The sequence below is a fragment of the Auraticoccus cholistanensis genome (assembly GCF_009742705.1).
Lineage (GTDB): Bacteria > Actinomycetota > Actinomycetes > Propionibacteriales > Propionibacteriaceae > Auraticoccus > Auraticoccus cholistanensis.
The window spans coordinates 157,745-180,873 of record NZ_WPCU01000007.1; the positions used below are offsets into that span (position 1 = coordinate 157,745).

The following is a 23,129-nucleotide window of genomic DNA, read 5'->3' on the forward strand; positions in this document are numbered from 1 at the left end:
GGATGTGGGTTACGGTGAGCGCGTGACCAAGATCACACCGATGTACCGGCCGGACGAGGAACACGAGGCCCTCCGTGCCGCCGTCCGGGAGGTGTGCCGGGACGTGGTCGCACCGCACGCCGCCGAGGCCGACGAGCGCGCGGAGTTCCCGCAGGCCTCCTACGACGCGCTGCGGGCCGCGGACCTGCACGCCCCGCACCTGCCGGAGCGCTACGGCGGGGTGGGCGCGGACGCGCTGGCGACCTGCATCGTGGTCGAGGAGATCGCCCGGGCCTGCGCCTCCACCGCGCTGGTGCCGAGCGTGAACAAGCTGGGGACGATGCCGCTGCTGCTGGCCGGCTCGGAGGAGCTGCGCCAGGAGTTCCTGCCCCCGGTGGCCGCGGGGGAGGCGATGTTCTCCTTCGCCCTCTCCGAGCCCGACGCCGGCTCCGACGTGGCCTCGATCCGCACCCGGGCGGTGCCGGAGGGCGACGGCTACCGCATCGACGGCGTCAAGCGCTGGATCACCAACGCCGGCATCTCCCGCTTCTACACGCTGTTCGCCGTCACCGAGCCCGGTGCGGGCAGCCGCGGCATCAGCGCCTTCGTCGTCAGGGCCGACGACCCCGGCGTCGGGTTCGGACCGCCGGAGAAGAAGCTCGGCATCCGGGCGTCCCCCACCTGCGAGGTGCACCTGGAAGACGTGCTGGTGCCGGCGTCGCGGATGGTCGGCGACCCCGGCAGCGGGTTCGCCACCGCGATGCGGACGCTGGAGCACAGCCGCATCACCATCGCCGCCCAGGCGCTGGGGATCGCCCAGGGAGCCCTCGACCACGCCCTGGCCTACGTGCAGGAGCGCAGCCAGTTCGGCCGCAAGCTCGCCGAGTTCCAGGGGCTGCAGTTCATGCTGGCCGACATGGGCATGAAGATCGAGGCGGCCCGGCAGCTGACCTACGCGGCCGCGGCGAAGTCCGAGCGGGGCGACGCCGACCTGCCCTTCTTCGGGGCGGCCGCGAAGTGCTTCGCCTCCGACGTGGCCATGGAGGTCACCACGGACGCCGTCCAGCTGCTCGGCGGCTACGGCTACACCCGCGACTTCCCGGTGGAGCGGATGATGCGCGACGCCAAGATCACCCAGATCTACGAGGGCACGAACCAGATCCAGCGGGTGGTGATGGCGCGCCAGCTGCTCAGCCGCTGACCGCGGCCGCGACTGCCCGGGCCCGCACCCACCCGGAAGCAGCTCGCGGGCGGTGACCCTAGGGTGGTCCGAGCTGAGCCGCTCCCCGGAGGTCCTCGATGATGTTGCCCCGCCGCAGCGCCGCCCGCGCGGTGCTCGCGATCGGGCTCGCGCTCCTCGGTACCGCCGGGTGCGCCGGGCCCTTCCCCGCCGACTCCGAGGACACCCTCGCCCGCGCCAGCGGGGGTACGCTGCGGGTCGGCGTCTCGGAGAACCCGCCGTGGACGGAGGTCGGCGACGACGGCTCGGTGAGCGGCGTCGAGGCCGAGCTGGTGACCCGCTACGCCGCCGAGATCGGCTCGCGGGTGGAGTGGACGCCGGGCGCCGAGAGCGTGCTGGCCCAGGAGGTGGCGGCCGGCCGGCTCGACATGCTGGTGGGTGGGCTGACCAGCCGGTCGCCGTGGAGCAGCGAGGTGGCGCTGACCCGGCCGTGGGGGACCGCCACCGGCCCGGACGGCCAGCAGCAGGAGCTGGTGATGGGCGTCCGGCTGGGGGAGAACGCGCTGCTGGTCTCGCTGGAGACCTTCCTGGCCGAGCAGGAGCGAGGATGAGCCCCCGCGACAGCTCCCGCGAGACCGCCGAGGACACCCGTCGTCCCGTGCTGCCGCCGGAGCAGCAGGACGCGCTGCGGCGGGCCGTGCGGCTGGAGTGGACCACCCTGGCGGTGATGGCGGTCACCGTGGCCGTGGTCGGGCTGACCACAGGCCAGTCCCAGGCGATGAAGGCGGCCTGGATCGAGGACTGCCTGTCGCTGCTGCCCCCGATCGCCTTCCTGGTGGCCTCCCGGCGGATCCGCCGGCCCTCGGACCGCGACCACCCCTACGGCCACCACCGCTCGATCGGCGTCGCCCACCTGGTCGCGGCCGTCGCCCTGCTGGTGATGGGAACCTTCCTGGTGGTGGACTCCGCGACGGGTCTGCTCACCGCCGAGAAGCCGCCGATCGGCATCATGGTCCTCTTCGGTCAGCCGCTGTGGTCGGGCTGGGTGATGATCGCGGTGATGGCCGCCTCCGGGGTCGCACCGGTCGTGCTGGGCCGCAAGAAGATCGCCCTGGCCCGCACGCTGCACGACAAGGTGCTCTACGCCGACGCCGACATGAACAAGGCCGACTGGTCCACCGCGGTGGCCACCATCGTGGGGCTGGTGGGGATCGGCCTCGGGCTGTGGTGGCTCGACGCGGTGGCGGCCCTGGTGGTGGCGGCCTCGATCATCAGCGACGGCGTCAAGAACCTCCGCGCCGCCGTCCGCGGGCTCACCGACGCCCGGGCCCGCAGCTACGACGAGAAGGAGCCCCACCCGCTGACCGGCCAGGTCGAGGAGCACGCCCTGGGGGTGCGCTGGGTGGCCGACGCGGCGGCCCGGGTGCGCGACGAGGGCCACGTCTTCCACGTCGAGCTGTTCGTCGTGCCCCGCCCCGGGCAGGACCCGCCGGCGGTCGAGCTGGCGGGCCTGCGGGACTCGGTGCGCGAGCTGGACTGGAAGCTGCACGACGTCGTGGTCGCCCTGGTGCCGGAGGTCCCGGGGTTCCAGGCGCCGCGCTGAGCGGCGCCGGTCAGGACGCCGGTGCGGCACCGTCCCACACCACCCCGGCACCGGTGAGGCGCGCACCCTCGGCGACCCGGTGCCCGCCCAGCCGGCCGTCGTGCATCAGGTGGCGCACCTCGACGCCGTGGGCCAGCACCGCGACGTCGCCGATCAGGCGCCGGTGGCAGCGCCACCAGACCGACTCGCTGCACATCACCGCCGTGGTCTGCTGCTGCCCGCCGGTCAGCAGCTCCGCCATCGCCGCGCCGAACTCCGGCGTGCGGGTCCAGGCGGCGTAGGCCTGGAACTGGGTCACCTGCCACCAGGTGTCGACGGGCTCGCCGTCGACACGGCGCCGCCCGCCGAGGCGCTCCTCCCACCGGTAGGCGACCCCGTGCCGGGGCAGGAGCTCCTGCAGCGACTCCCGCGACACCTCCGGCTGGCGACGGCTGCCCGGGTAGCGGCGGACGTCGACCAGCTGCTGCACGCCCGCACCGACCAGCAGCTCGGCCAGCCCGCTGCCGTCCAGCCGGCCGTGCCCCACCGTCAGCAGCATGGTCCCTGTCTACCCGAGCCGGTGTGGCCGCGTTCCCCCGACGGAAGTGACACCAGATCCGCCGACGTGCCCATATAGGCGTGCCGTCGGATCTGGTGTCACTTACGTCTACGTCGCGCCGGGGCGGGTGATTCCGGCACCCCTGGGCGGCCACCCGGAGCGTGGAACGCTCGGGGTGGGCTGCATGCCGCCCACCGGTGCCTCGCCGCCGGCCCTGACCCCTGGGGGTCTTGCCCGGTTACGCGCACCCGCCGGACAATGCTGCTGGGCGCCCACGCACCCCGGGCGCCCAGGCGGGGGAGGGCCATGGTCGATGCCGTGCTGGTCGCGCCCGTCCGCGCCTGCCGCGAGGCGCTCGCGGGCGCGCTCGCCGTCGCGGACGTGGCGGTGACGGCCCACGTCGCCAGCTCTGAGCAGGCGCTGGCCGAGTGCGCGCTGCGCCCACCCGACGTCGTGCTGCTGGACTTCGCCACCGACCAGCCCGACCGGCTCGTCCGGGCGGTCACCCGGGTGGCTCCCCGCACCCGGTGGCTGGGTATCGGGGTCGGGCTGTCCGCCGAGCACGCCCGCCAGGTGCTGCTCTGCGCCGAGGCCGGCATGACCGGCTTCGTCGACGCCGACCAGTCCCTGGCCGACCTCGTCCACGGCCTGGGGGTGGTGATGGCCGGGGAGGTGTGCTGCAGCTCGCGTACCGGGCTGCTGCTGGTGCACGGGCTGCAGCAGCGGCCCCGGCGCGGTGCGACGACGCTCCCCGCGGGCTGCCGGCTGACCCCCAAGGAGCAGGTGATCGCCGAGCTGATGGCCGCGGGGCTGACCAACCGCCAGATCGCGGCCCGGCTGGTCATCGGCGAGGCCACGGTGAAGACCCACGTCCACTCGGTGCTGGCCAAGCTGGGGCTGCGGCACCGGGCCGAGCTGGTGGCCCAGACGTCCACCGGTTGAGGGGGGTGTAGGACCGACCTCCACCTCCGGGTTCCTCCTCTGCTCCACCTGCCGCGGGGGATCCGGTGCCGACGACGCCCGCGCGAGGCTGCCAACTACCACGCGCGAGCAGGAGGCACCCCATGGACGTGAAAGACCTGATGGGCAAGGTGGTCGACGCCCTCTACGACGGGCTCACCGGCGGCAGCGCCGAGCTGCCGCTGCCCGACAACGTGATGATCAACTGGATCCAGCCCGGCATCCCCTTCGACGAGAGCGCCTTCGACTTCGCCATCGCCGGCCCCTTCTCGGGCCCGACGCCGCTGACGCTGGCCTACTTCAAGGAGCTGGTGGAGACCCTGATGGGCCCGCCGCCGCAGGAGGGCGCCCCCGGTGGCCTCAGCCGCGAGGACGCCGTCGCGCAGGCGAAGCTGATGTACCAGCAGCACCTGCTCGGCACCTGGGAGCAGTGGTCGCGGCTGGTGGACTTCATCCCGCTGCCCACCCCGAGCGCCGGCGACTCACGGTGGCGGGCCTCCGGCGGGCAGGGCAAGTACAAGCACGTCTCGGTGGTCTACGGCCAGTCCGGGCACCGCCTCAGCGAGCTCTACGAGGACACCCTGCGTCGCTGCGAGGTCGCCGACGAGCAGCTGACCGACGCGCAGAAGGCGATCGTGGAGCGGATGCGCGCCCTGCTGATGGAGACGGTGGAGGTGGAGGACTTCCTCACCGGTGAGAAGACGCAGGAGTCGCGCGACAGCAAGGTGATGACGGCCTACAAGGCCAAGCGCAACGCCTACGACAACGCGGTCACCGACTACGCCTCCCGGCTCGCCCGCGCCAACGGCGGCACCGCCCAGGACCTCATCGAGTGGCAGCGCTCCGGCGGCATCTTCCGCCGCCGGGCCACCGAGGCCCTGCGGGACTGGGAGACCAGCGGCTACAAGCTCGACGTCGAGCGCGCCCAGGCCACCTTGAACCACATCCTCGGCTCCTCGATGGTCGCCTGGAAGACGCGGCTGCTGGAGAGCATCGACGACATCAACAACAACACCACCGGCCAGTTCGGCTACCCGTTCTTCCCCGCCACGGTGCTGCCCGGCTCCTTCGCCCGCTCCGACGGCTGGTCGGAGTACGACGAGCGCCACATCTCCCGCCGCACCAGCTCGTCCTCCAGCAGCCGCTCCGGCTCCGGCGGGGTCGCGTTCAGCCTGGGCCTGTTCACCATCGGCGGCGGCGGGGGCCACAGCGTGCAGGAGCACCAGTGCCAGGTGGAGGCCGACGACTTCGGCATGCACTTCGAGTACACCACCGTCGAGATCTCCCGCCCGGCGTTCAACCCCGGCTTCTTCGCCTCGCGGGGCTGGCGACCCACCACCGAGTTCGTGGCCGACCACGGACCCGTCCACTCCGACGGCCAGAAGCCGCCCAAGGGGGCGATGATCGGCTACGCGACCAAGGCGCTCTTCGTCCGCGACCTCACCATCTACTCCTCGGCCTTCGCCAGCTTCATGCGCTCGGTGCAGTCCCAGACCGAGGGCGGCGGGATGATCGGCATCGGTCCGTTCTGCATCGGCGGCAAGTACCAGCAGGCCAACCGTCAGGACGAGTCGAACCTCCAGATCGACACCAGCTCCATCACCGTCCGCGGCATGCAGCTGGTCGGGTTCATGTCCGCCCTGATCGACAAGGCCGCCGACCCCAACCCCGACGTCGAGACCTGGATCTGAGGGGTCACCATGCAGAGCGGCCTGCACGTGGCGCTGGCGGCCTGGGTGCACTCCCAGGCCGGCAGCCCGGGGTTCCTGGCCTGCCCCGAGCTGCCCGTGCCGCTGCAGCTGGTCGACTTCGCCGCCCCCACCTCCATGGACGACCTCAACCGCGCGTGGGAGTTCGCCGAGCTCACCAACGGCGAGCTGCGGCTCGGCTCCCCGGCCCGGACGGCCGGTCCGGAGGGGCCGCTGTGGACCCGGCACCGCCGGCTGCTGGAGCGGATGGAGTTCGCCACCCGCAGCTGGTCCGACTCCGAGGACGCCGAGTTCGCCGCCGCCCGGGCGGTGCTGTTCACCGACGGCCAGGGCGGGTTCCCCGTGCCCTCACCCACCTTCACCCGCTACCAGGAGTACCGCGGGCTGCACACGACGCTGCTCGAGCAGGGGGCCGGCCCGGAGGAGCTGACGGCGCTGCTGGCGGAGTGGGTGGTCTCGGGGCACAAGGCCGCCGTGGAGTCCGCGCTGGCCACCGTGCTGCGGCTGGGGCTGCGCTCGAGCCGGCCGGTCGCCGAGCGCGAGCGCGCCGCCCTGCACGAGGACCTGCTGCCCACCACCGCCGACCACCGCTGGGCCCCCACCGGCTTCACCCCGCTGTCCGCGGTCGACCGGAGCACCTGGCTGGAGGGCCGGGCCAGCCTGGAGGAGCTGGACCGGGCGCTGCCGCCCGAGACCCCGCGGGAGGTCTGGGAGAGCTGGCGGGCCAACCGGGTCGGCGAGGTCCGGCTGCGCTTCGTCGCCCTCTCGTTGCACCGCTCGTGGTTCAGCGTGGAGCAGTACGCGGCCCAGGACTGGCGGCTGCCCGACCAGACGCTGGCCTCCGCCGGGGACGGGCGCACCGGCCCGGTCCCGGCCTACGCCACCACCGCCTACCTGGTCGAGGTCGTCGACCTGGCGGTGGCGCCCCGGGTCGAGGAGCCGGCCCCGGCGCCGGACCCCGTCCGGCCCCGCGGTCCCGCCTGGCCCGGTCGGGTGGTGCTCCCGGTGGGCCGGCTCGAACCGGTCGTGCTGAGACCCGCGGCGCTCGGCACCGGAGCCCGGCCCGGGACCGTGGCGCTGCGTCCCGCCGCCGCCACCAGCGCCGTCACCGTGCCGCACCGGCTGCCGCAGCTGGAGCAGGTCGAGGCCGGCCGGCGCGCGGTGCTGCTCGGCCACATCCAGCTGCTCGACCCGGCCGCCCAGCGGCGCCGGCTCTGGGTCACCGACGTCCTGCTCGGCGCCGCCGGCACCCCGCCGCCGGACCCACCGCCCGCCCCTCCACCGTCCTCGGGCGCCTTCCTGGTCGGCCTCGGCTGCACCGTGGTGCCCCTCTCGCCCAACCCCAGTCCCACCTACACCTGGGCGCCGTGACGCGCCGGAAGGAGTCCCGATGTTCCAGTCCAACCGCTTCACCCGCGTCGCCACGCCCAGCACGCGTGCCCGGCTGCTCGCCGCCTACGAGAACCAGCGCCCGATCAGCCGCGGCGAGAGCTGCCGGGGTGCGGTCGTCGCCGTGCAGGAGGCGCTCAGCGCCCTCAACGCCGGCTACCTCACCGGCGGCGACATCGACGGCTACTTCGGTCCCCGCACCTTCGCCGCCGTGGACGCCTTCCAGCGCGAGTACGGCCTGGTGGCCGACGGCATCGTGGGCCACCAGACGCTGTCCCAGCTCGACGCGCTGTTCTGCGGCGACCTCGTCCGCACCCCCGTGGGCCTGGCCATCCACGTCGGGGTGGACCACGTCGACCCGGCGCACTACGGCTCGGACCTCGAGCTGCCCTCCTGCCGCAACGACGCCCGGGCCATGGCGAAGCTCTCGGAGCAGCTGGGCTACGACAGCTGCCTGCTGCTGGACTCCGACGCCACCACCAGCGCGCTGTACGCGCTGCTGTCCGACGCGGCGGAGAACCTGCAGGCCGGGGACGCCCTGCTGCTCACCTTCTCCGGTCATGGCAGCCAGATCGACAACGAGTCCGGGGACGCCGAGCAGGACCTGATGGACGAGACCACCTGCTTCTACGACCGGATGCTGGTCGACGACGAGCTGTACGCGCTGCTGCGGGGGCTGCGCGAGGGCGTGCGCGCCCACGTCGTCTTCGACAGCTGCCACTCCGGCACGGCGTTCAAGGACCTGCTGACCGACGCCGCGACAGAGGAGGTGGCCGCCGGCCGGAGCCAGCAGGTGAGGTCGGCGCTGGCCGCCACCTCGACGACCAGCCACCAGACGGCCGGCTCGGTGAGCGAGCAGGACGTCACCCCGATCAGCAGCTCCTCCCTCGACTCGGCCCTGGAGGGGGAGGCGCCCGAGCCCGGCACCGCGCCCGCCGGGGACGAGGAGCGCGACGAGGAGGTGGCCGAGCTGTTCGGCGAGCTCTTCGCCGAGAGCCACGCCGGCACCAAGAAGTACACCGAGGGCGGGCAGGTCTACAGCACCCACAAGCAGCTCTACGACGCCGTCCGCTCCGCCGCCTGCACCGTGCCCGACGACGAGCCGATGGCCTGCACCGTCACCACGCTCTCCGCCTGCGCCGACCACCAGGTGACGCCGGCGGGGAACCCGCTGTCGGCCTTCACCTACAACCTGACCGCCATCTGGTTGCACGGCGCCTTCGCCGGCTCCTACGACGACCTGTCCCGCGCCCTGCGGGGCCGGGCCATCCCCACCGCGACACCGCAGCTCAACAGCTACGGCTCGCGGGGGGCGGCGGCCCGGGTGGTGGAGCGGCCCTTCGCGTTCTGATCGCGGAGGGTCACTCCGAGGGCAGCCCCGAGCCGCGGCTGGCGTAGAGCTCGAGCACCTTCTCGCGGGGGATGACCCCGCAGCGCTCGGCCCACCGCTGGTAGACCTCGGCCATCTCGGCGACCCTCGCGGGGTGGTCGGCGGCCAGGTCGTGCAGCTCGGTGCGGTCGGCGTCCAGTTCGAACAGCTCCCAGTCCTGGCCGTGCTTGCGGACCAGCTTCCAGGGCCCGCGGCGGACGCCGCAGTTGCCCTCGTGCTCCCAGTACAGGTAGCGGTCCTCGGCGGGGGCGTCCTCGGCCCAGGTGGCGAGCATGCTGCGCCCCTCCGGCGGCAGCACCGCGTGCCCCAGGTGCTCCTCGGGGTACTCGGCGCCGCTGACCTCCAGCACCGTGGACATGATGTCGGTGAGCTGGTGGGGCTGGTGGCGCAGCTCGCCGCGGGCGGCCAGGCCGGCGGGCCAGTGCGCCACCAGCGGCGCGGCGATGCCGCCCTCGTGGATCCAGTGCTTGTACTCCCGGAAGGGGGTGTTGGACAGGTTCGCCCAGGAGCGGCCGTAGGTGGCGTAGGTGTCCTCACCGCCCGGCCAGATGCTGGGGTCGTTGCCCGGGCGCACCTCGCGGCCGTCGCGGGTGAAGGCGTCGAAGCTGACGTAGGTGGTGACGAAGTCCCGCGCGGTCTCGACCGGCATCTCCTCCGCGCAGCCGCCGTTGTCGCTGAGGAAGACGACCAGGGTGTCCTCGCGCACGCCCTGCTCGGCCAGCTGGGCCATGATGCGCCCCACGCCCTGGTCCATCCGGTCGATCTGGGCGGCGTAGACCGCCATCCGCGCGGCCTCCCACTCCTGCTCGGTGACGTCCTCCCAGGCGGGGACGCGCGGGTCGCGCTCGGTCAGCGCCCACTCCCCGGAGACGATGCCGCGCTCGACCATCCGAGCCAGCCGCTGCACCCGAAGCTCGTCCCAGCCGGCGGCGAACCGTCCGGCGTAGCGGGCGATGTCCTCCTCCAGCGCGTGCAGCGGCCAGTGGGGGGCGGTGTAGGCGACGTAGAGGAAGAACGGGTCGTCGGCGCGGTTCTCGGCGTGGCTGCGCAGGAACTCCACCGCGTGGTCGGTGATGGCGTCGGTGTAGTAGAAGCCGGGGTCCTCGCAGAGGTGCTCGACGTTCTCCTCGTTGCGGGTCAGCGTCCGGGTCTGGAAGAAGCTGCCCGCGCCCTCGAGGGTGCCGAAGAACTCGTCGAACCCACGTCGGGTGGGCCAGGCGTCGTCGGGGGAGTGGATGTCGTTGGACATGTGCCACTTGCCGGAGATGTAGGTCGCGTAGCCGGCCGGGCGCAGCACCTCCGCCAGCGTCACGCAGGAGCGGTTGAGGGTGCCCGGGTAGCCCTCGGGGGAGTCGTCGTAGTTGAGGATCCCGATCCCCGTCTGGTGCGGGTGCAGCCCGGTCATCAGGCTGGCCCGCGAGGGGCTGCAGCGGGCGGTGTTGTAGAACTGCGTCATCGACAGACCGCCCGCGGCCAGCGCGTCGATGTTCGGGGTGAGGACCTCGCCGCCGTAGCAGCCGATGTCGGAGAAGCCCATGTCGTCGACGAGGACGACCACGATGTTGGGGCGGGGGGCGCTGCTCATGTCTGTGCTCTCCAGGGTGGGTTGTCGGTCAGGCGGTCTGCTGCGAGGCCCGCTGGTGCAGGTCGGCGTCGACGTCGTCGAAGGCGGTCTCCCGGGCCAGCCGCAGGCTGATCAGGGTGATGAGCGCCGCCACCATGACGTAGACCGCCACCGGCCAGGAGCTGTCGAAGGTGGAGACGAGGAAGATGGCCAGGGCCGGGGCGATGGCGCCGGAGGGCAGCACGCCGAGCTGGTAGACGATCGACATGCCGGTGTAGCGGACCCGGGCGGGGAAGAGCTCGGCGAAGAAGGCCGCCTCCGCGCCGAACATCGTGCAGGCCCCCAGCGCCCAGCCGACGACGATGGCCAGCCAGATCAGCTGGGCCACCCCCGAGTCGACCAGGGCGAACACCGGGAAGGCGCTGACCAGGGCCACCGCGGCGCCGGCGCCGAACACGACCCGGCGTCCGTAGCGGTCGGACAGGCGACCGGCGACCGGGATGATCACGAACCCGATGACGCTGGCTATGAGCAGGCCGTTGAGGGCGTAGCGGTTGGGCAGCCCCAGCACGGTGGTGGTGTAGGTGAGGATGAAGGCGTTGTAGATGTTGAAGGTGATGCTCTCGCTGAGCCGGGCGCCGGTGCCGATGAGCAGCTGCTTGGGGTAGCGGCGGAAGACCTCCAGCATCGGCACCGCGACCCGGTCCTCGGTCTTCACCATGGCCTGGAAGGCCGGCGGCTCCTCGACCTTGAGCCGGACGAACAGCCCGACGACCACCAGGATCGCGCTGGCCAGGAACGGCAGCCGCCAGGTCCAGGCGACCAGCGCCTCGTCACCGGGCAGGCTGACCAGGTTCACCGCCAGGGTGGACAGCAGCAGGCCGATCGGGACGCCGGTCTGGGGCCAGCTGGAGAAGTAGCCGCGGCGCCCGCGCGGGGCGTGCTCGAAGGTCAGCACGGCCGCGCCGCCCCACTCACCACCCAGGCCGATGCCCTGCAGCATCCGCAGCACCAGCAGCAGGATCGGCGCCAGCACGCCGATGCTGGCGTAGGTGGGGAGCACGCCCATCAGGAAGGTCGAGCCGCCCATGATGAGCATGGTCAGCACCAGGATCTTCTTGCGGCCGATGCGGTCGCCGAAGTGGCCGAAGATCAGGCCACCCAGCGGGCGGGTGACGAAGCCGGCGGCGAAGGTCACGAACGCCACCATGCTGCCGACCAGCGGGTCGAAGGTCGGGAAGAACTCCTTGTTGAAGACCAGCGCGGCCATGGTGGCGTAGAGGAAGAAGTCGTACCACTCGACCACGGAGCCCAGCACGCTGGCCAGCACCGTGTTGCGGCGCATCCGTGTCTCGGTCGAGGAGTGCACGTCGGAGGTCATCTCGCTCCATCCCGGCCGCAGCCTGTCACGTCGTTGTGTCCCGATGTGCGGGACAGGCGTCCCGCTCCATTGGACAGCCTAGGGCGTCAGGGCCCCGCCCTGTCAACGTGCCCTGTCGTAGCCAACCCCAGCCTGCGTGCGGTCAGTCGGCTCGGCCGAGGGTCCGGCCCAGCCGGGTCGCGGACTGCTGCAGCGCGGTCAGCACCTCGGCCTCGGCCGCGGCCAGCCGGACGCCCGGGCCGGAGACCGACAGGGCGGCCACCACCTCGCCGTGGGGACCGCGCACGGGGACGGCGAGGGAACGCACGCCGGCGATCGTCTCGTCAGCCGCGCCCGCCCAGCCGTCACGGCGGGCCCGCTCGAGCAGCTCGCGCGCCTGCGGGGGCGTGAGCGCGCGGTGCAGCCGCTCGCCGCCGGTGCGGTCGGCCAGCGCCTGCTCCACCTCGTCCTCGTCCAGGTCGAGCATCAGGATCCGGCCGGTGGCTCCGGACCAGAGGGGGTAGAGCACGCCGAGCTCGGAGGCGAAGCGCAGCGGCAGGGTGCTCTGCACCTCCTCGATGAAGACCCGGCTCCAGCCCGTGCGGATGCTCAGCCCGACCGTCTCACCGGTACGGTCCCGGAGCGCGACCATCAGCGGGCGGGCCGCCGAGACCAGCGACATCCCCTGCCGGTAGCCCAGGCCGATCAGCAGCGCCTGCGGACCGATCCGGTAGCGGCGGTCGGCGCCCTGCTCGACCATCCCGGTGGCCGCCAGGGTGGTCAGCGCCCGCTGCACGGTGCTGCGCGACATGCCCGTGCGGGCCGAGAGCTCGCGGGCGCTGCTGCCGGCGTCGGCCGTCCGCAGCGCCTTCAGCACCGCGACGGCCTTGCCCACGGCGCCGTCCTCGGGGTGCTCCACGCCGACAGGGTAGCCGTGCTGTGGGACGCGCCCGTGGATCGTCGGCCGCCACCCCTAGCCTCCGCGGCGAGGCGCTGACAGGCTTGGCCCGCCGACATCCCAGGAGGACCAGATGCTGACCACCCACTCCCTCGACGGCGCGTGGACGCTGGAGGTCGCCGAGCACGACGCCGAGCACCCCGCACCGGCGCTGCCCGGGACGATCCCCGCCACGGTGCCCGGCACCGTCCACACCGACCTGCTGGCCGCCGGGCTGATCGAGGACCCCTACCTCGGCACCAACGAGCCGCTGACGGCGTGGATCGGCCACACCGGCTGGCGCTACCGGCGCACCCTGGACTGGTCCCCGCAGGGCGCCGAGCGGGTCGACCTGGTCTTCGACGGCCTCGACACGGTGGCCACCGTCGAGCTCAACGGCGAGGTGGTGGCCCGGACGGCGAACCAGCACCGCAGCTACCGCATCGACGTGACCGGGCGCCTCTCGCCGGGGGAGAACGAGCTCGTCGTCACCTTCGCCTCCGCCTGGCGGCACGCGCAGGAGCTGGAGTCCGCGCTCGGCCCGCGCCCCAACGCCTACCCGACCCCCTTCAACTTCATCCGCAAGATGGCCGCCAACTTCGGCTGGGACTGGGGGCCGCAGCTGGTCACCGCCGGCATCTGGCGCGGTGTCCGGCTGGAGTCGTGGTCCGGGGCGCGGATCGCCTCGCTGCGCCCCACCGTCGGGGTGGACGGGGCCGACGGCACCGTCTCCCTGGAGCTGGCGCTGGAGGTGGGCGCGTCCTTCGCCGGCGGCACGGTGAGCGCCGAGGTGGCGGGGGTGCGGGTCGAGGTCCCCGCGTCGGCGTCCGGTGAGGTCGACACGGTCGTGCTGCGCGTCCCCGACGCCCCGCGGTGGTGGCCCCGCGGCTACGGCGACCAGCCGCTGCACGAGCTCGTCGTCGAGCTGGCCGACGCCACCGGCCAGGTGCTGCACAGCCGGGGACGCCGCATCGGGTTCCGCTCGGTCCGCCTCGACACCACCGAGGACGAGCACGGCACCGCCTTCACGGTCGTGGTCAACGACACGCCCGTGCTGGTCCGGGGTGCCAACTGGATCCCCGACGACTGCTTCCTGCCCCGGGTCACGCCGGAGCGCTACCGGCAACGGATCGAGCAGGCCGTGGCGGCCAACCTCAACCTGCTGCGGGTGTGGGGCGGCGGCATCTACGAGAGCGAGGCGTTCTACGACGTCTGCGACGAGCTGGGCGTGCTCACCTGGCAGGACTTCCTCTTCGCCTGCGCCGCCTACCCCGAGGACGAGCCGCTGGCCGGCGAGGTGGCCGCCGAGGCCCGCGAGAACGTCGAGCGGCTGATGTCGCACCCCAGCCTGGCGCTGCTCAACGGGGCGAACGAGAACATCTGGGGCTGGTACGACTGGGGCTGGCAGGAGGAGCTGGGGGACCGCAGCTGGGGGCTGGGCTACTACACCGAGCTGCTGCCGGCGGTGGTGGACGAGGTCGCGCCGCAGGTGCCGTACTGGCCGAACAGCCCCTACTCGGGCGACCCGGACCGCCACCCCAACGACCCCCGGCACGCCAACGTGCACATCTGGGACGTCTGGAACCGCCGCGACCACACCGGCTACGAGGACTGGACGCCCCGCTTCGTCTCCGAGTTCGGCTTCCAGGGCCCGCCCACCTGGGCCACGCTGACCCAGGCCGTCGAGGCCGAGCCCAGCTCGCCGGAGTCGCCGGCGATGCTGCTGCACCAGAAGGCCGTCGACGGCAACGCCAAGCTGTCGCGCTGGCTGCAGGGGCACCTGCCCGAACCCCGCGACATGGCGGAGTGGCACTACCTCACCCAGCTCAACCAGGCCCGGGCCATCACCACCGCCGTCGAGCGCTTCCGGTCGATGACCCCGCTGTGCACCGGCACCATCCTCTGGCAGCTCAACGACTGCTGGCCGGTCACCTCCTGGGCGATGGTGGACGGCTACGGACGCCTCAAGCCGCTGTGGCACGCGGTGCGTCGCGCCAGCGAGGACCGGATCCTGGTCTGGCGGGGCAGCGGCGCCGAGCGGCGCCTGGTGGCGGTGAACGACACCGCCACCTGGTGGACGGCGGAGGTGACGGTCACCCGGACGGGTCTGGGCGGCGAGGTGCTCGGCGAGCTGCGCGAGCAGCTGGAGGTGCCGCCGCGCCGCGCGGCCGAGCTGGCGCTGGCCCCGATGGTGGCGGAGGTGGCGGACCCCCGCACCGAGGTGCTGGTCGCCCGCGCCCCCGGAGCCGCGGCCGCGGTCGGCTACCACGTCCCCGACCCCGAGCTCGCCCTCGAGCCGGCCGACGTCCGGGTGCAGGCCTCCCCGTGGCGCGACGGCCAGGCCACGCTGACGTTGTCCTCGCCGCGGCTGGTCCGGTCGGTGGTGCTGCTGGTGGACCACCTGCACCCCGACGCCGCGGCCGGCGACGCCGCCTTCGACCTGCTGCCGGGTGAGGAGGTCCGGGTGGTGGTCCGGGCTCCGGAGCCCCTCGAGCTGGACGACCTGGCCGCCCGCGGGCTGGTCCGCACCGTCAACGACCTCGTGGTGGCGGCCCGCGGGGTGTGACCCCGGTCGCCGCGGTGCGGGCGGTACCGGTGGGTCAGGGGGCCGGTGGGTAAGGGGAGGGGCAGTCAACGCCAGGAGGTCACATGTCCAGCTCCGGTCCCGCCGACACCGCCAACATCGCCGGCACCCACCGCACCGTCTCCCGCGCCACCGCGGCCGTGTTCGGGTGCGTGTTCCTGCTGGTGGGCATCCTGGGCTTCGTCCCGGGCGTCACCTCGAACTACGACACGCTGTCCTTCGCCTCGCACCACTCCGAGGCCATGCTGCTCGGCGTCTTCCAGGTCTCGGTCCTGCACAACGTCGTCCACCTGCTGTTCGGGGTCGCCGGTCTGCTGATGTCGCGGAGCCACCGGTCGGCCCGCCGCTACCTGGTCTGGGGCGGTGCCGTGTACGCGGTGCTGTGGGTCTACGGCCTGCTGGTGCCGCACGACTCGGCGGCCAACTTCGTGCCGGTCAACGACGCCGACGACTGGCTGCACCTGGCGCTGGCCGTGCTGATGCTGGGGTCCGGCTTCGCGACCCGGCTGACCCGGGCCGAGGCGCGCGACTCCGACGCCGCCTGAGACCGGCTCAGAGGGTGTCGAGGATCCGGCGGAGCCCGCGGCGGGCGGCGTCCTCGTAGGTCGGGGTCAGCTCGGGACGCTGGTCACGGGCCCAGCGCACCAGGTCCAGGTGGCTCAGCACGCTGAGCCGCTCCAGCAGCGGACGAGCGGTGACCAGGTCGACGTCCACCCCCTCGGCGAAGTCGCAGAAGTCCGCCGGCGTGATGGCCCCGTCCACCGCCATCTGGTGGACGCGGTGCAGCTCGGTCCACGGTGCGGGACCCGTGGTGACGTTGCCCCAGTCGATCAGCACCGGCGCCTCGTCCGCGCCGCGGGAGACCAGGTTGCGGGGCGCCAGGTCGGCGTGGGCCAGCCCGAACCGGAACCGCTCGGCGCGCAGCGCCTTGAGCTCGGCCCGCAGCTGGGGCGCGTCCTCGGGCCGGTAGACCGTGCCCGCCAACGGGTCGTCATCGCCGAGCGCCTCGATGTTGTACTCCAGGTGCTGGCGCCAGGCGGCTGGCAGGTCGCGCCCGAAGCGGGAGAACAGGCTGTCCGGGGCGGTGGCGTCCACCGGCACCGTGGCGATGGTGGCGGCGTAGCGGCCCAGCCAGCACCAGGGCCGGCGGACGGGCTCGGCGGCGGCCTCGACGTGCTCGAGCACCAGGTAGGGCAGCTCGTCCAGCCGGCCGCAGGCGACCACGCCGGGGGAGGGGATCCCGACCGCGGCCGCGCGGGAGATCGCCCACGTCTCGGCGGGGAACTCGTCGGGACGACGACGGTCGGCGGGGAAGCGCACCACCCAGTCGGTGCCGTCCCCGACGACCCTCACCACCCGGTTGACCACCCCGGCCAGCACCGTGGTGCCGCGGACGTCCGCGCCGTGGAGCCGGGCGATGCGCATCGCCAGCGCGACCTCCCGGTCGTGGTCCGGCCCGGCGGGAGATGCACCGGCGGTGGTCGGCTGGACGATCTGCGCGTGCACGGCGACATCGCACCACACCCGGGCGCCGACGCCCAGCCGGGCCGGCGCAGACGGTAGCGTCAGGGGCGAGCGACCGACGAGAAAGAGCAGGTGGACGATGGAGCCCGACCTCCCCAGCCGCGACCCCCGTGACCGCGACCACCGCGAGCTGCGCAGCTCGGAGTGGTACACCGGTGACGTCCGCAACGCCTACATCCACCGCGCGTGGATGCGCCGCGGGGTGCCCTCCAGCGCGTTCCAGGGACGTCCGCAGATCGCGGTGGCCAACACCGCCTCCGACCTCACCCCCTGCAACGCCCACCTCGGCGAGGTGGCCCAGTCGGTCAAGAACGGCATCCTCGAGGCGGGCGGCATCCCGCTCGAGCTGCCCGTGGTGTCGCTGGGGGAGACCCAGGTCCGGCCCACCGCGATGCTGTGGCGCAACATGGCCGCGATGGCCACCGAGGAGATGCTGCGGGCCAACCCGGTCGACGGCGTCGTGCTGCTCGGCGGCTGCGACAAGACGATCCCCTCGCTGCTGATGGCCGCGGGCTCGGTCGACCTGCCCGCGGTGGTCGTCCCGGGCGGACCGATGCTGACCGGCACCTTCCGCGGCCAGCCGCTGGGCTGCGGCACCGACGTGTGGCGGCTCAGCGAGGAGGTCCGCGCCGGCACCCTCAGCGAGGACGACTTCCTGCGCTCGGAGTCGGCGATGATCCGCAGCAAGGGCCACTGCAACACGATGGGCACCGCCTCGACGATGGGGCTGGTGGCCGAGGCCCTGGGCGTGGTCGTGCCCGGGCTGGCCGGCACCCCGGCACCGGACAGCCGGCTGCTGGAGGGCGCCCACAACAGCGGGCTGCTGGCCGTGGAGCTGGTCCGCCAGGACCGCCGGCCCAGCACCTTCCTGACCAAGGCCTCCTTCCACAACGCGATCGTGGCGCTGGCGGCGATCGGCGGTTCGACGAACGCGGTGGTGCACCTGCTGGCCATCGCCGGCCGGCTCGGCATCGACCTCACCGTCGACGACTTCGAACGCATCGGCGCCGACGTGCCGCTGCTGGTCAACCTGCAGCCCGCGGGCCGCTACCTGATGGACGACCTGTACCGGGCCGGCGGGTTCCAGGCCGTGCTGCGCGAGGTCCGCGACCTGCTCGACCCCAGCGCGCTGACGGTCACCGGACGCCCGCTGGTGGAGCACCTCGAGGACGCCCGCATCTGGGACGCCGACGTCATCACCTCGCGCGAGACCCCGCTGCTGACGCACGCCGGCATCGCGGTGCTGCGCGGCAACCTCGCTCCGCGGGGCGCCATCATCAAGCCCGCCGCCGCCTCGCCGCACCTGCTGCAGCACCGCGGCCGCGCGGTGGTCTTCGACACCATCGAGGACTTCCGGGCGCGCATCGACGACCCCGACCTGGAGGTCGACGAGAACTCCGTGCTGGTGCTGCGGGGCTGCGGGCCGAAGGGCTACCCGGGCATGCCGGAGGTGTCGAACATGCCGCTGCCGCAGAAGCTGCTCGAGCGGGGCGTCCGCGACATGGTGCGCATCTGCGACGGCCGGATGAGCGGGACGGCCTACGGCACCGTGGTGCTGCACGTCACCCCCGAGGCTGCCGCCGGCGGGCCGCTCGCCCTCGTGCAGACCGGTGACTGGATCAGCCTGGACGTGACCGCCCGACGTCTCGACGTCGAGCTGAGCCCGGAGGAGCTGGCGTCGCGGACGCCGAACGAGGCCACGCTGGCCGGTTTCGCCGCGCCGACCCGCGGCTGGGAGAAGCTCTACGTCGACCACGTGATGCAGGCCGACACCGGGGTCGACCTGGACTTCCTGGTCGGCTCCTCGGGGTCGAAGGTCAGCCGCGAGTCCCACTGACCTCCGGGGCGGCTAACCTGCCACCGCCTCGGCGGGGCCGGGGTGTCGGAGCAGAGATCGGGGGCGGTGGGGTGGGTCAGCAGTCCTGGCCGGCGGTGCCACCTGGTGGTGGGCCGTGGTGGGGTGTCCTGCAGGGATGGGACGCCGAGCTGCAGCGTGCGGGACGGGTCGAGCTCCGGTCCACGACCGGCCTGCGGGCCGTCGCGGTCGTGGTGGCGGTGTTCGGCGGTCTGCTGTGCCTCTCGCCCGCCGTCGCCCTGCCGGTCGTCTTCGGTGGCTCGGCGCTGGTGTTCGCCACCGTGCCGCTGCTGCTGTGCACGGTGCTCTTCGCCGTGGTCGCCGTCCAGCAGATGCGGCTGATGCGACGCCACCTGGTGGTCACGGTCGAGGGCATCGAGGTCACCGGGCTGGCCACCGTGCCGTGGCGCGACGTGCTGGCGGCCAGGACCTACCTCGACGCGGTGCAGGTCTCCGTCGCGACGGGGACGGGAACCCGGTGGCTCAAGGTGGGCACGCTCCAGGCACCGGCCGCGCAGGTGGTCGCCTGGCTCGAGCTGGTGCGGCAGCGGATGCTGTCGGGCCAGCGCCGCTGACGGCCCGGACTAGGCCGCGGACCGCGGGGCGTACATGATCACGGCGACCCCGACGAGGCAGATGAGCGCCCCGACGACGTCCCAGCGGTCGGGTCGGAACCCGTCGACGGCCATCGCCCACAGCAGCGACCCCGCGATGAAGACGCCGCCGTAGGCGGCCAGGATCCGGCCGAACTCGGCCTCGGGCTGCCAGCTGGCCACCACGCCGTACAGACCCAGCGCGATGACGCCCGCGCCGATCCAGAGCCAGCCCCTGTGCTCGCGCAGGCCCTGCCACACCAGCCAGGCGCCACCGATCTCGAGGACCGCTGCGGCCACGAACAAGACGATCGAGCGGGCGACCGTCATCGCCGGCCCGCCTGGGCGAGGGCGGTCGTGGAGGGTCCGGAGGTCCCCGTGCTGCTCATGACCCGAACGCTAGCCCGCGCCGCCGGTGCCGTCGCGCACCGGCGGACGGTCAACGGGCTCGGTAGCGCGCGTAGAGGAGTCCGTTGCCGAAGGCGCGCTGCTCGACGAGCTCGAGGTCGAGGCGGACCCCGTCGGGGAAGAACCGCTTGCCGCCGCCGACCACGCTGGTGGTGATGAAGAGCCGGTACTCGTCCACCAGCCCGGCGGCGATGGCCTGGGCGGCCAGGTTCGGGCCGTCCACGGTGAGGTCGTGCTCGGACTCCGCCTTGAGCCTGCGCACCGCCTCGGGGTCGAACGTCGGCTCGATCCTGGTCCTCGCGCTGGACACCGACTGCAGCGTGGTGGAGTAGACGACCTTCTCCGCGGCCTGCCAGTCCCGGGCGTACTGCAGGATGTGCGGCGGCAGGTCCGGCTCGGTGTGGGCGGTCTCCCAGTAGACCATCGTCTCGTACATCCGTCGGCCGTAGAGGTAGGTGCCGACCGGGCGGAAGAGGTCGCCGATGAAGGTGTGCACCTCCTCGTCCTCTGCCCCTGCGCCGAGGTCGCCCTCGGCCGCCTCGGCGTAGCCGTCGAGCGAGGTGATCATCGAGTAGATGAGCTGTCCCATGGTGTCTCCTCCGGGCGGTGGGCGGCGGCTGCCGTTGCCGGTTGTGACTCCTGCCGAGGCGGCGACTCATCGCAGCGAGGGTGCGGCATGTGGACGTGCGCCGGTGGACGGGGCTTCAGGACCGGGGTGGCGGCACCAGCCCCATGGCGTGGGCGTGGCGGAGGACGTCGGCGTGCACCGGGTCGGTCGCCTCGAGGTAGGTCACGGCGTCCGTGACGGGGAGGGTCAGCACCTGCACCACCACCTCGCCGTGGTCGGGGTTGGTGGGGGCGCCGACGAGCCGCACCTCGGCCGTCGCGTAGGCCCACAGCGCCCGCGGGTGCGGCAGGTGCGGGCGGTAGGGCGAGCTGCGGTTGCTGTCGGCGACGTGGGCGGCGAACAGCCGCAGGTCGCCGGTCAGCTCCGCGCCGGCCTCCTCGCGGAGCTCACGGCGCGCCAGCTCCAGCAGCGACTCGTCCGGCTCGCGGGTGCCGCCGGGCAGGAACCGCCAGCCCCGCACGCTGCGGCACACGACGACCAAGCCCTCCGGGGTGGTCGCCACCAGGTGCAGCCGTGAGACCAGCTCGTCGGCGACGTCGGCCGTCGTGTAGCGGGTGCGGCAGTCCGCGTAGTCGACGTAGGCCTCCGCGTACAGGGCGGGGAAGCGCTCCCGCCAGACCTCGTCACCGACCACCGGACCCAGGCTAGTCCCGGGGTGCGCCGACGAATGTGTCACCAGATCCGGCGGTGTGCCTATGTAGGCGCAGCGTCGGATCTGGTGACAGATTCCTCGCGGCCTTCCGGCGCCGGGCCTCTGCCGAGCCGTCAGTCCAGGACGCGGGCCAGGGACGGCAGGTCGTCGGCGTCGGCGGGGATGAGGACGACGCTGTCGGCGCCGGCGTCGTGGATCTCGCCGATCCGGGCGCGGGCCTGTGCCGGGGTGCCGACCACGGCCAGCTGCGGGACCCACTCGGCCGGCAGCGAGGCGGCGAACTCCTCCTCGTCGGCGCAGCCGGCCCGGAACCGGGCCAGCTCGTCGGCGAAGGGCAGCGGGGTCAGGTGCGGCGCCCAGTCGGGCGAGCCGAACGGCGCCAGTGCCGGGCGGGCCAGCCGGACGGCCTCCTCGGGGTCGTCGTGCACCCGGGCCACGTCGTAGGCCACCACCCGGTGCGGGCCGGGTGCGGCGATCTGCTCCCGGGCCAGGCGGACGTACTCGGGCCCGGCCGGCTCGGCGAGCACCGTCCCGTCGGCGTGCCGCCCCGCCAGCGCCAGCGAGCGGGGCCCGCGGACACCCGCCAGCAGCGGTGGCACCACCGTCGGCACCGTCTCCAGCCGCACGTCCGACACCTGCACGTAGCGGCCGGTGCGGTCCACCCGCCTGCCCGCCAGCAGGTCGCGGACGGCGTCCAGCCACTCCTGCAGCAGGGTGAGCGGGCTGTCGGGCCAGATCCCCAGCTGCTGCATCCAGCTCGGTACGCCGTGGCCCACGCCGACGTCGACCCGGCCGGGGAAGAGCTCGGCCAGGCTGGCCACCTCCATGGCGGCGAAGGCGGGGTGCCGGGCGGCCGCCGGCAGGATCCCGATGCCGACCCGGATGCGCCCGGTGACGGCCAGGGCCGCGGCCGCCTGGGCCACCCCGCCCCGGAACCCGAGGTCCTCCACCACCCAGGCCTCGTCGAAGCCGAGCTGCTCGGCCTGCACCACGAACGGCAGCACCCGCTCCGCCGGCAGGTGCCGCGGCACCATCACCCCGACCGCCCGCCGGCGCGGCGCTCCCGACCCCGTCGTGCTCGTCATGGCCCGACCCTACCGACGCCCCGGCGCTCCCTCAGTCGCGGCGGTGACGCCCCTCGCGGTCGACCACCAGGATGTCGTCGGGCTCCCCGAGGCAGTCCTGCTCGACCACCGCCCCCGCGTCCACCACCGCGTGCCGCACGGTCACCCCCGGGCGCACCACCACGCCGTCCAGCAGCACGGAGTCCTCGACCAGGCAGCCCGGCTCGAGCCGGCAGCCCCGCCCGACGACGCTGTCCCGCACCCGCCCGCGGACCTCCGCCCCGCCGCCGAGCAGGCTGTGGCGGACCTCGGCGGGCTCCTCCAGCCGGACGGGCTGCGACCCGGTGGCCGAGGTGAGCACCGGCCAGCGCTCGTCGGCGAGGTCGATGCTGCGTCCGTCCAGCAGGTCCCGGTGCGCCTGGTGGTAGCCGGCGACCGTGCCCAGGTCGCGCCAGTAGCCGGGCAGCCGGTGCTCGACCACGAGGTGGTGCGCCAGCAGGTGCGGGACCAGGCTGTCGCCGTAGTCGGCCAGCTCCGCCCCGCTGGAGACCAGGGTCTCGATGGTCTCCAGCAGGACCGCGGTGTCGTAGAGGAAGACCTCCGCGGACACCACGTCGCTGGCGGGCTCCTCGGGCTTGTACGCGAACCCGGTGACGCGGCCGTCCTCGACCTCCACCACGCCGTGGCGGGAGGGGTCGTCGGCCTGGGTGGTGGTGACCATGGTCAGCGCCGCCCCGCGTCCCAGGTGGGTGTCCACCACGTCGCGGAAGTCGAGGGTGTAGAGGTGGTCGGCCGAGGCCACCAGCACCAGGTCGGGGGAGTGGTCGGCGATCAGCTCGGCCTGGCGGGCCAGCGCGTCGGCGTTGCCCTCGGCGAACCCCTCGCCGTCGGTGCCCTCGAACGGCGGCAGCACCAGCAGCCCGCCGCGGGTCCGGTCCAGGTCCCAGGGACGCCCGTTGGCCAGGTGGTCGTTGAGCGAGTGCGGCAGGTACTGCTCCACGATCCAGACGTCGCTGATGCCGGAGTGGCTGAGGTTGGACAGCACCACGTCGACCAGCCGGTGGCTGCCCGCCACCGGCAGCGCCGGCTTGGCCCGGTGCTCGGTGAGCGGGCCGAGCCGGCTGCCCCGGCCTCCGGCCAGCACCAGTGCCAGCACCCGGGGATGACGCGGCGTCGTCATGGCCCCGAGTGTAGAGCCGGGTGGTCCGGCGG

The 23,129-nt window shown here is 73.4% G+C and carries 21 protein-coding genes; 11 read left to right on the forward strand and 10 right to left on the reverse strand.

The window, feature by feature from the left end; all coding sequences use genetic code 11:
- The first annotated feature begins 40 nt into the window (after window positions 1-40).
- The 3 genes from GC722_RS11680 to GC722_RS11690 all read left to right on the forward strand — a co-directional run bounded on the left by GC722_RS11680 (window position 41) and on the right by GC722_RS11690 (window position 2,762).
- Window positions 41-1,180: an acyl-CoA dehydrogenase family protein gene (locus GC722_RS11680; RefSeq protein ID WP_156610584.1), complete on the forward strand. Its 1,140-nt coding sequence runs from the start codon at window positions 41-43 to the stop codon at window positions 1,178-1,180.
- A gap of 98 nt (window positions 1,181-1,278) precedes the next feature.
- Entirely contained in the window at window positions 1,279-1,770 is a 492-nt protein-coding gene (locus GC722_RS11685; protein WP_156610296.1) for a transporter substrate-binding domain-containing protein, read from the forward strand.
- Complete coding sequence (locus GC722_RS11690; protein ID WP_156610298.1) at window positions 1,767-2,762, forward strand: cation diffusion facilitator family transporter; 996 nt, start codon at window positions 1,767-1,769, stop codon at window positions 2,760-2,762. The genes GC722_RS11685 and GC722_RS11690 overlap by 4 nt, the downstream gene beginning before the upstream one ends.
- Before the next feature lie 10 nt (window positions 2,763-2,772).
- Here GC722_RS11690 and GC722_RS11695 read toward each other — a convergent pair whose 3' ends face one another.
- The gene (locus GC722_RS11695) at window positions 2,773-3,300 is read right to left on the reverse strand and encodes a DUF488 domain-containing protein (RefSeq protein ID WP_156610300.1); all 528 of its coding nucleotides are present in this window, start codon (window positions 3,298-3,300) and stop codon (window positions 2,773-2,775) included.
- 306 nt (window positions 3,301-3,606) lie between these two features.
- Here GC722_RS11695 and GC722_RS11700 point away from each other — a divergent pair, with 306 nt between their 5' ends.
- The 4 genes from GC722_RS11700 (at window position 3,607) to GC722_RS11715 (ending at window position 8,709) form a co-directional block, all read left to right on the forward strand.
- Window positions 3,607-4,242 carry a response regulator transcription factor gene (locus GC722_RS11700; protein WP_156610303.1) on the forward strand — a complete coding sequence of 212 codons (636 nt, stop codon included), beginning with the start codon at window positions 3,607-3,609 and terminating at the stop codon, window positions 4,240-4,242.
- Between the two features lie 122 nt (window positions 4,243-4,364).
- Entirely contained in the window at window positions 4,365-5,951 is a 1,587-nt protein-coding gene (locus GC722_RS11705; RefSeq protein ID WP_156610305.1) for a hypothetical protein, read from the forward strand.
- A gap of 9 nt (window positions 5,952-5,960) precedes the next feature.
- Window positions 5,961-7,340, forward strand: a complete 1,380-nt coding sequence (locus GC722_RS11710; protein WP_156610306.1) for a hypothetical protein — start codon at window positions 5,961-5,963, stop codon at window positions 7,338-7,340.
- Between the two features lie 19 nt (window positions 7,341-7,359).
- Window positions 7,360-8,709, forward strand: a complete 1,350-nt coding sequence (locus GC722_RS11715; protein ID WP_156610308.1) for a caspase family protein — start codon at window positions 7,360-7,362, stop codon at window positions 8,707-8,709.
- A gap of 10 nt (window positions 8,710-8,719) precedes the next feature.
- Here GC722_RS11715 and GC722_RS11720 read toward each other — a convergent pair whose 3' ends face one another.
- The 3 genes from GC722_RS11720 to GC722_RS19290 all read right to left on the reverse strand — a co-directional run bounded on the left by GC722_RS11720 (window position 8,720) and on the right by GC722_RS19290 (window position 12,591).
- Window positions 8,720-10,333, reverse strand: a complete 1,614-nt coding sequence (locus GC722_RS11720; RefSeq protein WP_156610310.1) for an arylsulfatase — start codon at window positions 10,331-10,333, stop codon at window positions 8,720-8,722.
- A gap of 28 nt (window positions 10,334-10,361) precedes the next feature.
- On the reverse strand, window positions 10,362-11,693 hold the full coding sequence (locus GC722_RS11725; RefSeq protein ID WP_197430064.1) for an MFS transporter: 1,332 nt from the start codon (window positions 11,691-11,693) through the stop codon (window positions 10,362-10,364).
- A 142-nt stretch (window positions 11,694-11,835) separates the two neighbouring features.
- On the reverse strand, window positions 11,836-12,591 hold the full coding sequence (locus GC722_RS19290; protein WP_156610312.1) for an IclR family transcriptional regulator: 756 nt from the start codon (window positions 12,589-12,591) through the stop codon (window positions 11,836-11,838).
- Between the two features lie 112 nt (window positions 12,592-12,703).
- On the opposite strand from GC722_RS19290, the gene GC722_RS11735 reads away from it, so the two are divergent.
- Window positions 12,704-15,175 (forward strand): glycoside hydrolase family 2 protein, encoded by a 2,472-nt coding sequence (locus GC722_RS11735; protein WP_156610315.1) that lies wholly within the window; start codon window positions 12,704-12,706, stop codon window positions 15,173-15,175.
- 83 nt (window positions 15,176-15,258) lie between these two features.
- Window positions 15,259-15,738, forward strand: coding sequence for a DUF4383 domain-containing protein (locus GC722_RS11740; RefSeq protein WP_156610317.1), 480 nt, complete (start codon window positions 15,259-15,261; stop codon window positions 15,736-15,738).
- Window positions 15,739-15,745: 7 nt separating this feature from the next.
- Here GC722_RS11740 and GC722_RS11745 read toward each other — a convergent pair whose 3' ends face one another.
- Complete coding sequence (locus tag GC722_RS11745) at window positions 15,746-16,699, reverse strand: aminoglycoside phosphotransferase family protein (protein ID WP_156610319.1); 954 nt, start codon at window positions 16,697-16,699, stop codon at window positions 15,746-15,748.
- Between the two features lie 97 nt (window positions 16,700-16,796).
- Here GC722_RS11745 and GC722_RS11750 point away from each other — a divergent pair, with 97 nt between their 5' ends.
- Both GC722_RS11750 and GC722_RS11755 read left to right on the forward strand, forming a co-directional pair.
- Window positions 16,797-18,554: an IlvD/Edd family dehydratase gene (locus GC722_RS11750; RefSeq protein ID WP_156610322.1), complete on the forward strand. Its 1,758-nt coding sequence runs from the start codon at window positions 16,797-16,799 to the stop codon at window positions 18,552-18,554.
- Between the two features lie 71 nt (window positions 18,555-18,625).
- Entirely contained in the window at window positions 18,626-19,147 is a 522-nt protein-coding gene (locus GC722_RS11755; protein ID WP_156610324.1) for a hypothetical protein, read from the forward strand.
- Between the two features lie 9 nt (window positions 19,148-19,156).
- Here the strand turns inward: GC722_RS11755 and GC722_RS11760 are convergent, their stop codons facing one another.
- The 5 genes from GC722_RS11760 to GC722_RS11780 all read right to left on the reverse strand — a co-directional run bounded on the left by GC722_RS11760 (window position 19,157) and on the right by GC722_RS11780 (window position 23,097).
- Complete coding sequence (locus GC722_RS11760) at window positions 19,157-19,495, reverse strand: YnfA family protein (RefSeq protein WP_156610326.1); 339 nt, start codon at window positions 19,493-19,495, stop codon at window positions 19,157-19,159.
- 109 nt (window positions 19,496-19,604) lie between these two features.
- Window positions 19,605-20,162: a dihydrofolate reductase family protein gene (locus GC722_RS11765; RefSeq protein WP_156610328.1), complete on the reverse strand. Its 558-nt coding sequence runs from the start codon at window positions 20,160-20,162 to the stop codon at window positions 19,605-19,607.
- A 115-nt stretch (window positions 20,163-20,277) separates the two neighbouring features.
- On the reverse strand, window positions 20,278-20,835 hold the full coding sequence (locus tag GC722_RS11770) for an NUDIX hydrolase (RefSeq protein WP_197430066.1): 558 nt from the start codon (window positions 20,833-20,835) through the stop codon (window positions 20,278-20,280).
- A 131-nt stretch (window positions 20,836-20,966) separates the two neighbouring features.
- On the reverse strand, window positions 20,967-21,938 hold the full coding sequence (locus tag GC722_RS11775) for an LLM class flavin-dependent oxidoreductase (protein WP_156610333.1): 972 nt from the start codon (window positions 21,936-21,938) through the stop codon (window positions 20,967-20,969).
- Between the two features lie 31 nt (window positions 21,939-21,969).
- Window positions 21,970-23,097 carry a glucose-1-phosphate adenylyltransferase family protein gene (locus GC722_RS11780; protein WP_156610335.1) on the reverse strand — a complete coding sequence of 376 codons (1,128 nt, stop codon included), beginning with the start codon at window positions 23,095-23,097 and terminating at the stop codon, window positions 21,970-21,972.
- Window positions 23,098-23,129: the final 32 nt, after the last annotated feature.

Excerpts from the sequence above, each read along its gene's own strand:
- GC722_RS11680 (WP_156610584.1), top strand. The coding sequence starts at position 41 with ATGTACCGGCCGGACGAGGAACACGAGGCCCTCCGTGCCGCCGTCCGG.
- GC722_RS11685 (WP_156610296.1), top strand. The coding sequence starts at position 1,279 with ATGATGTTGCCCCGCCGCAGCGCCGCCCGCGCGGTGCTCGCGATCGGG.
- GC722_RS11690 (WP_156610298.1), top strand. The coding sequence starts at position 1,767 with ATGAGCCCCCGCGACAGCTCCCGCGAGACCGCCGAGGACACCCGTCGT.
- GC722_RS11695 (WP_156610300.1), bottom strand. The coding sequence starts at position 3,300 with ATGCTGCTGACGGTGGGGCACGGCCGGCTGGACGGCAGCGGGCTGGCC.
- GC722_RS11700 (WP_156610303.1), top strand. The coding sequence starts at position 3,607 with ATGGTCGATGCCGTGCTGGTCGCGCCCGTCCGCGCCTGCCGCGAGGCG.
- GC722_RS11705 (WP_156610305.1), top strand. The coding sequence starts at position 4,365 with ATGGACGTGAAAGACCTGATGGGCAAGGTGGTCGACGCCCTCTACGAC.
- GC722_RS11710 (WP_156610306.1), top strand. The coding sequence starts at position 5,961 with ATGCAGAGCGGCCTGCACGTGGCGCTGGCGGCCTGGGTGCACTCCCAG.
- GC722_RS11715 (WP_156610308.1), top strand. The coding sequence starts at position 7,360 with ATGTTCCAGTCCAACCGCTTCACCCGCGTCGCCACGCCCAGCACGCGT.
- GC722_RS11720 (WP_156610310.1), bottom strand. The coding sequence starts at position 10,333 with ATGAGCAGCGCCCCCCGCCCCAACATCGTGGTCGTCCTCGTCGACGAC.
- GC722_RS11725 (WP_197430064.1), bottom strand. The coding sequence starts at position 11,693 with ATGACCTCCGACGTGCACTCCTCGACCGAGACACGGATGCGCCGCAAC.
- GC722_RS11735 (WP_156610315.1), top strand. The coding sequence starts at position 12,704 with ATGCTGACCACCCACTCCCTCGACGGCGCGTGGACGCTGGAGGTCGCC.
- GC722_RS11740 (WP_156610317.1), top strand. The coding sequence starts at position 15,259 with ATGTCCAGCTCCGGTCCCGCCGACACCGCCAACATCGCCGGCACCCAC.
- GC722_RS11750 (WP_156610322.1), top strand. The coding sequence starts at position 16,797 with ATGGAGCCCGACCTCCCCAGCCGCGACCCCCGTGACCGCGACCACCGC.
- GC722_RS11760 (WP_156610326.1), bottom strand. The coding sequence starts at position 19,495 with ATGACGGTCGCCCGCTCGATCGTCTTGTTCGTGGCCGCAGCGGTCCTC.
- GC722_RS11765 (WP_156610328.1), bottom strand. The coding sequence starts at position 20,162 with ATGGGACAGCTCATCTACTCGATGATCACCTCGCTCGACGGCTACGCC.
- GC722_RS11775 (WP_156610333.1), bottom strand. The coding sequence starts at position 21,938 with ATGACGAGCACGACGGGGTCGGGAGCGCCGCGCCGGCGGGCGGTCGGG.
- GC722_RS11780 (WP_156610335.1), bottom strand. The coding sequence starts at position 23,097 with ATGACGACGCCGCGTCATCCCCGGGTGCTGGCACTGGTGCTGGCCGGA.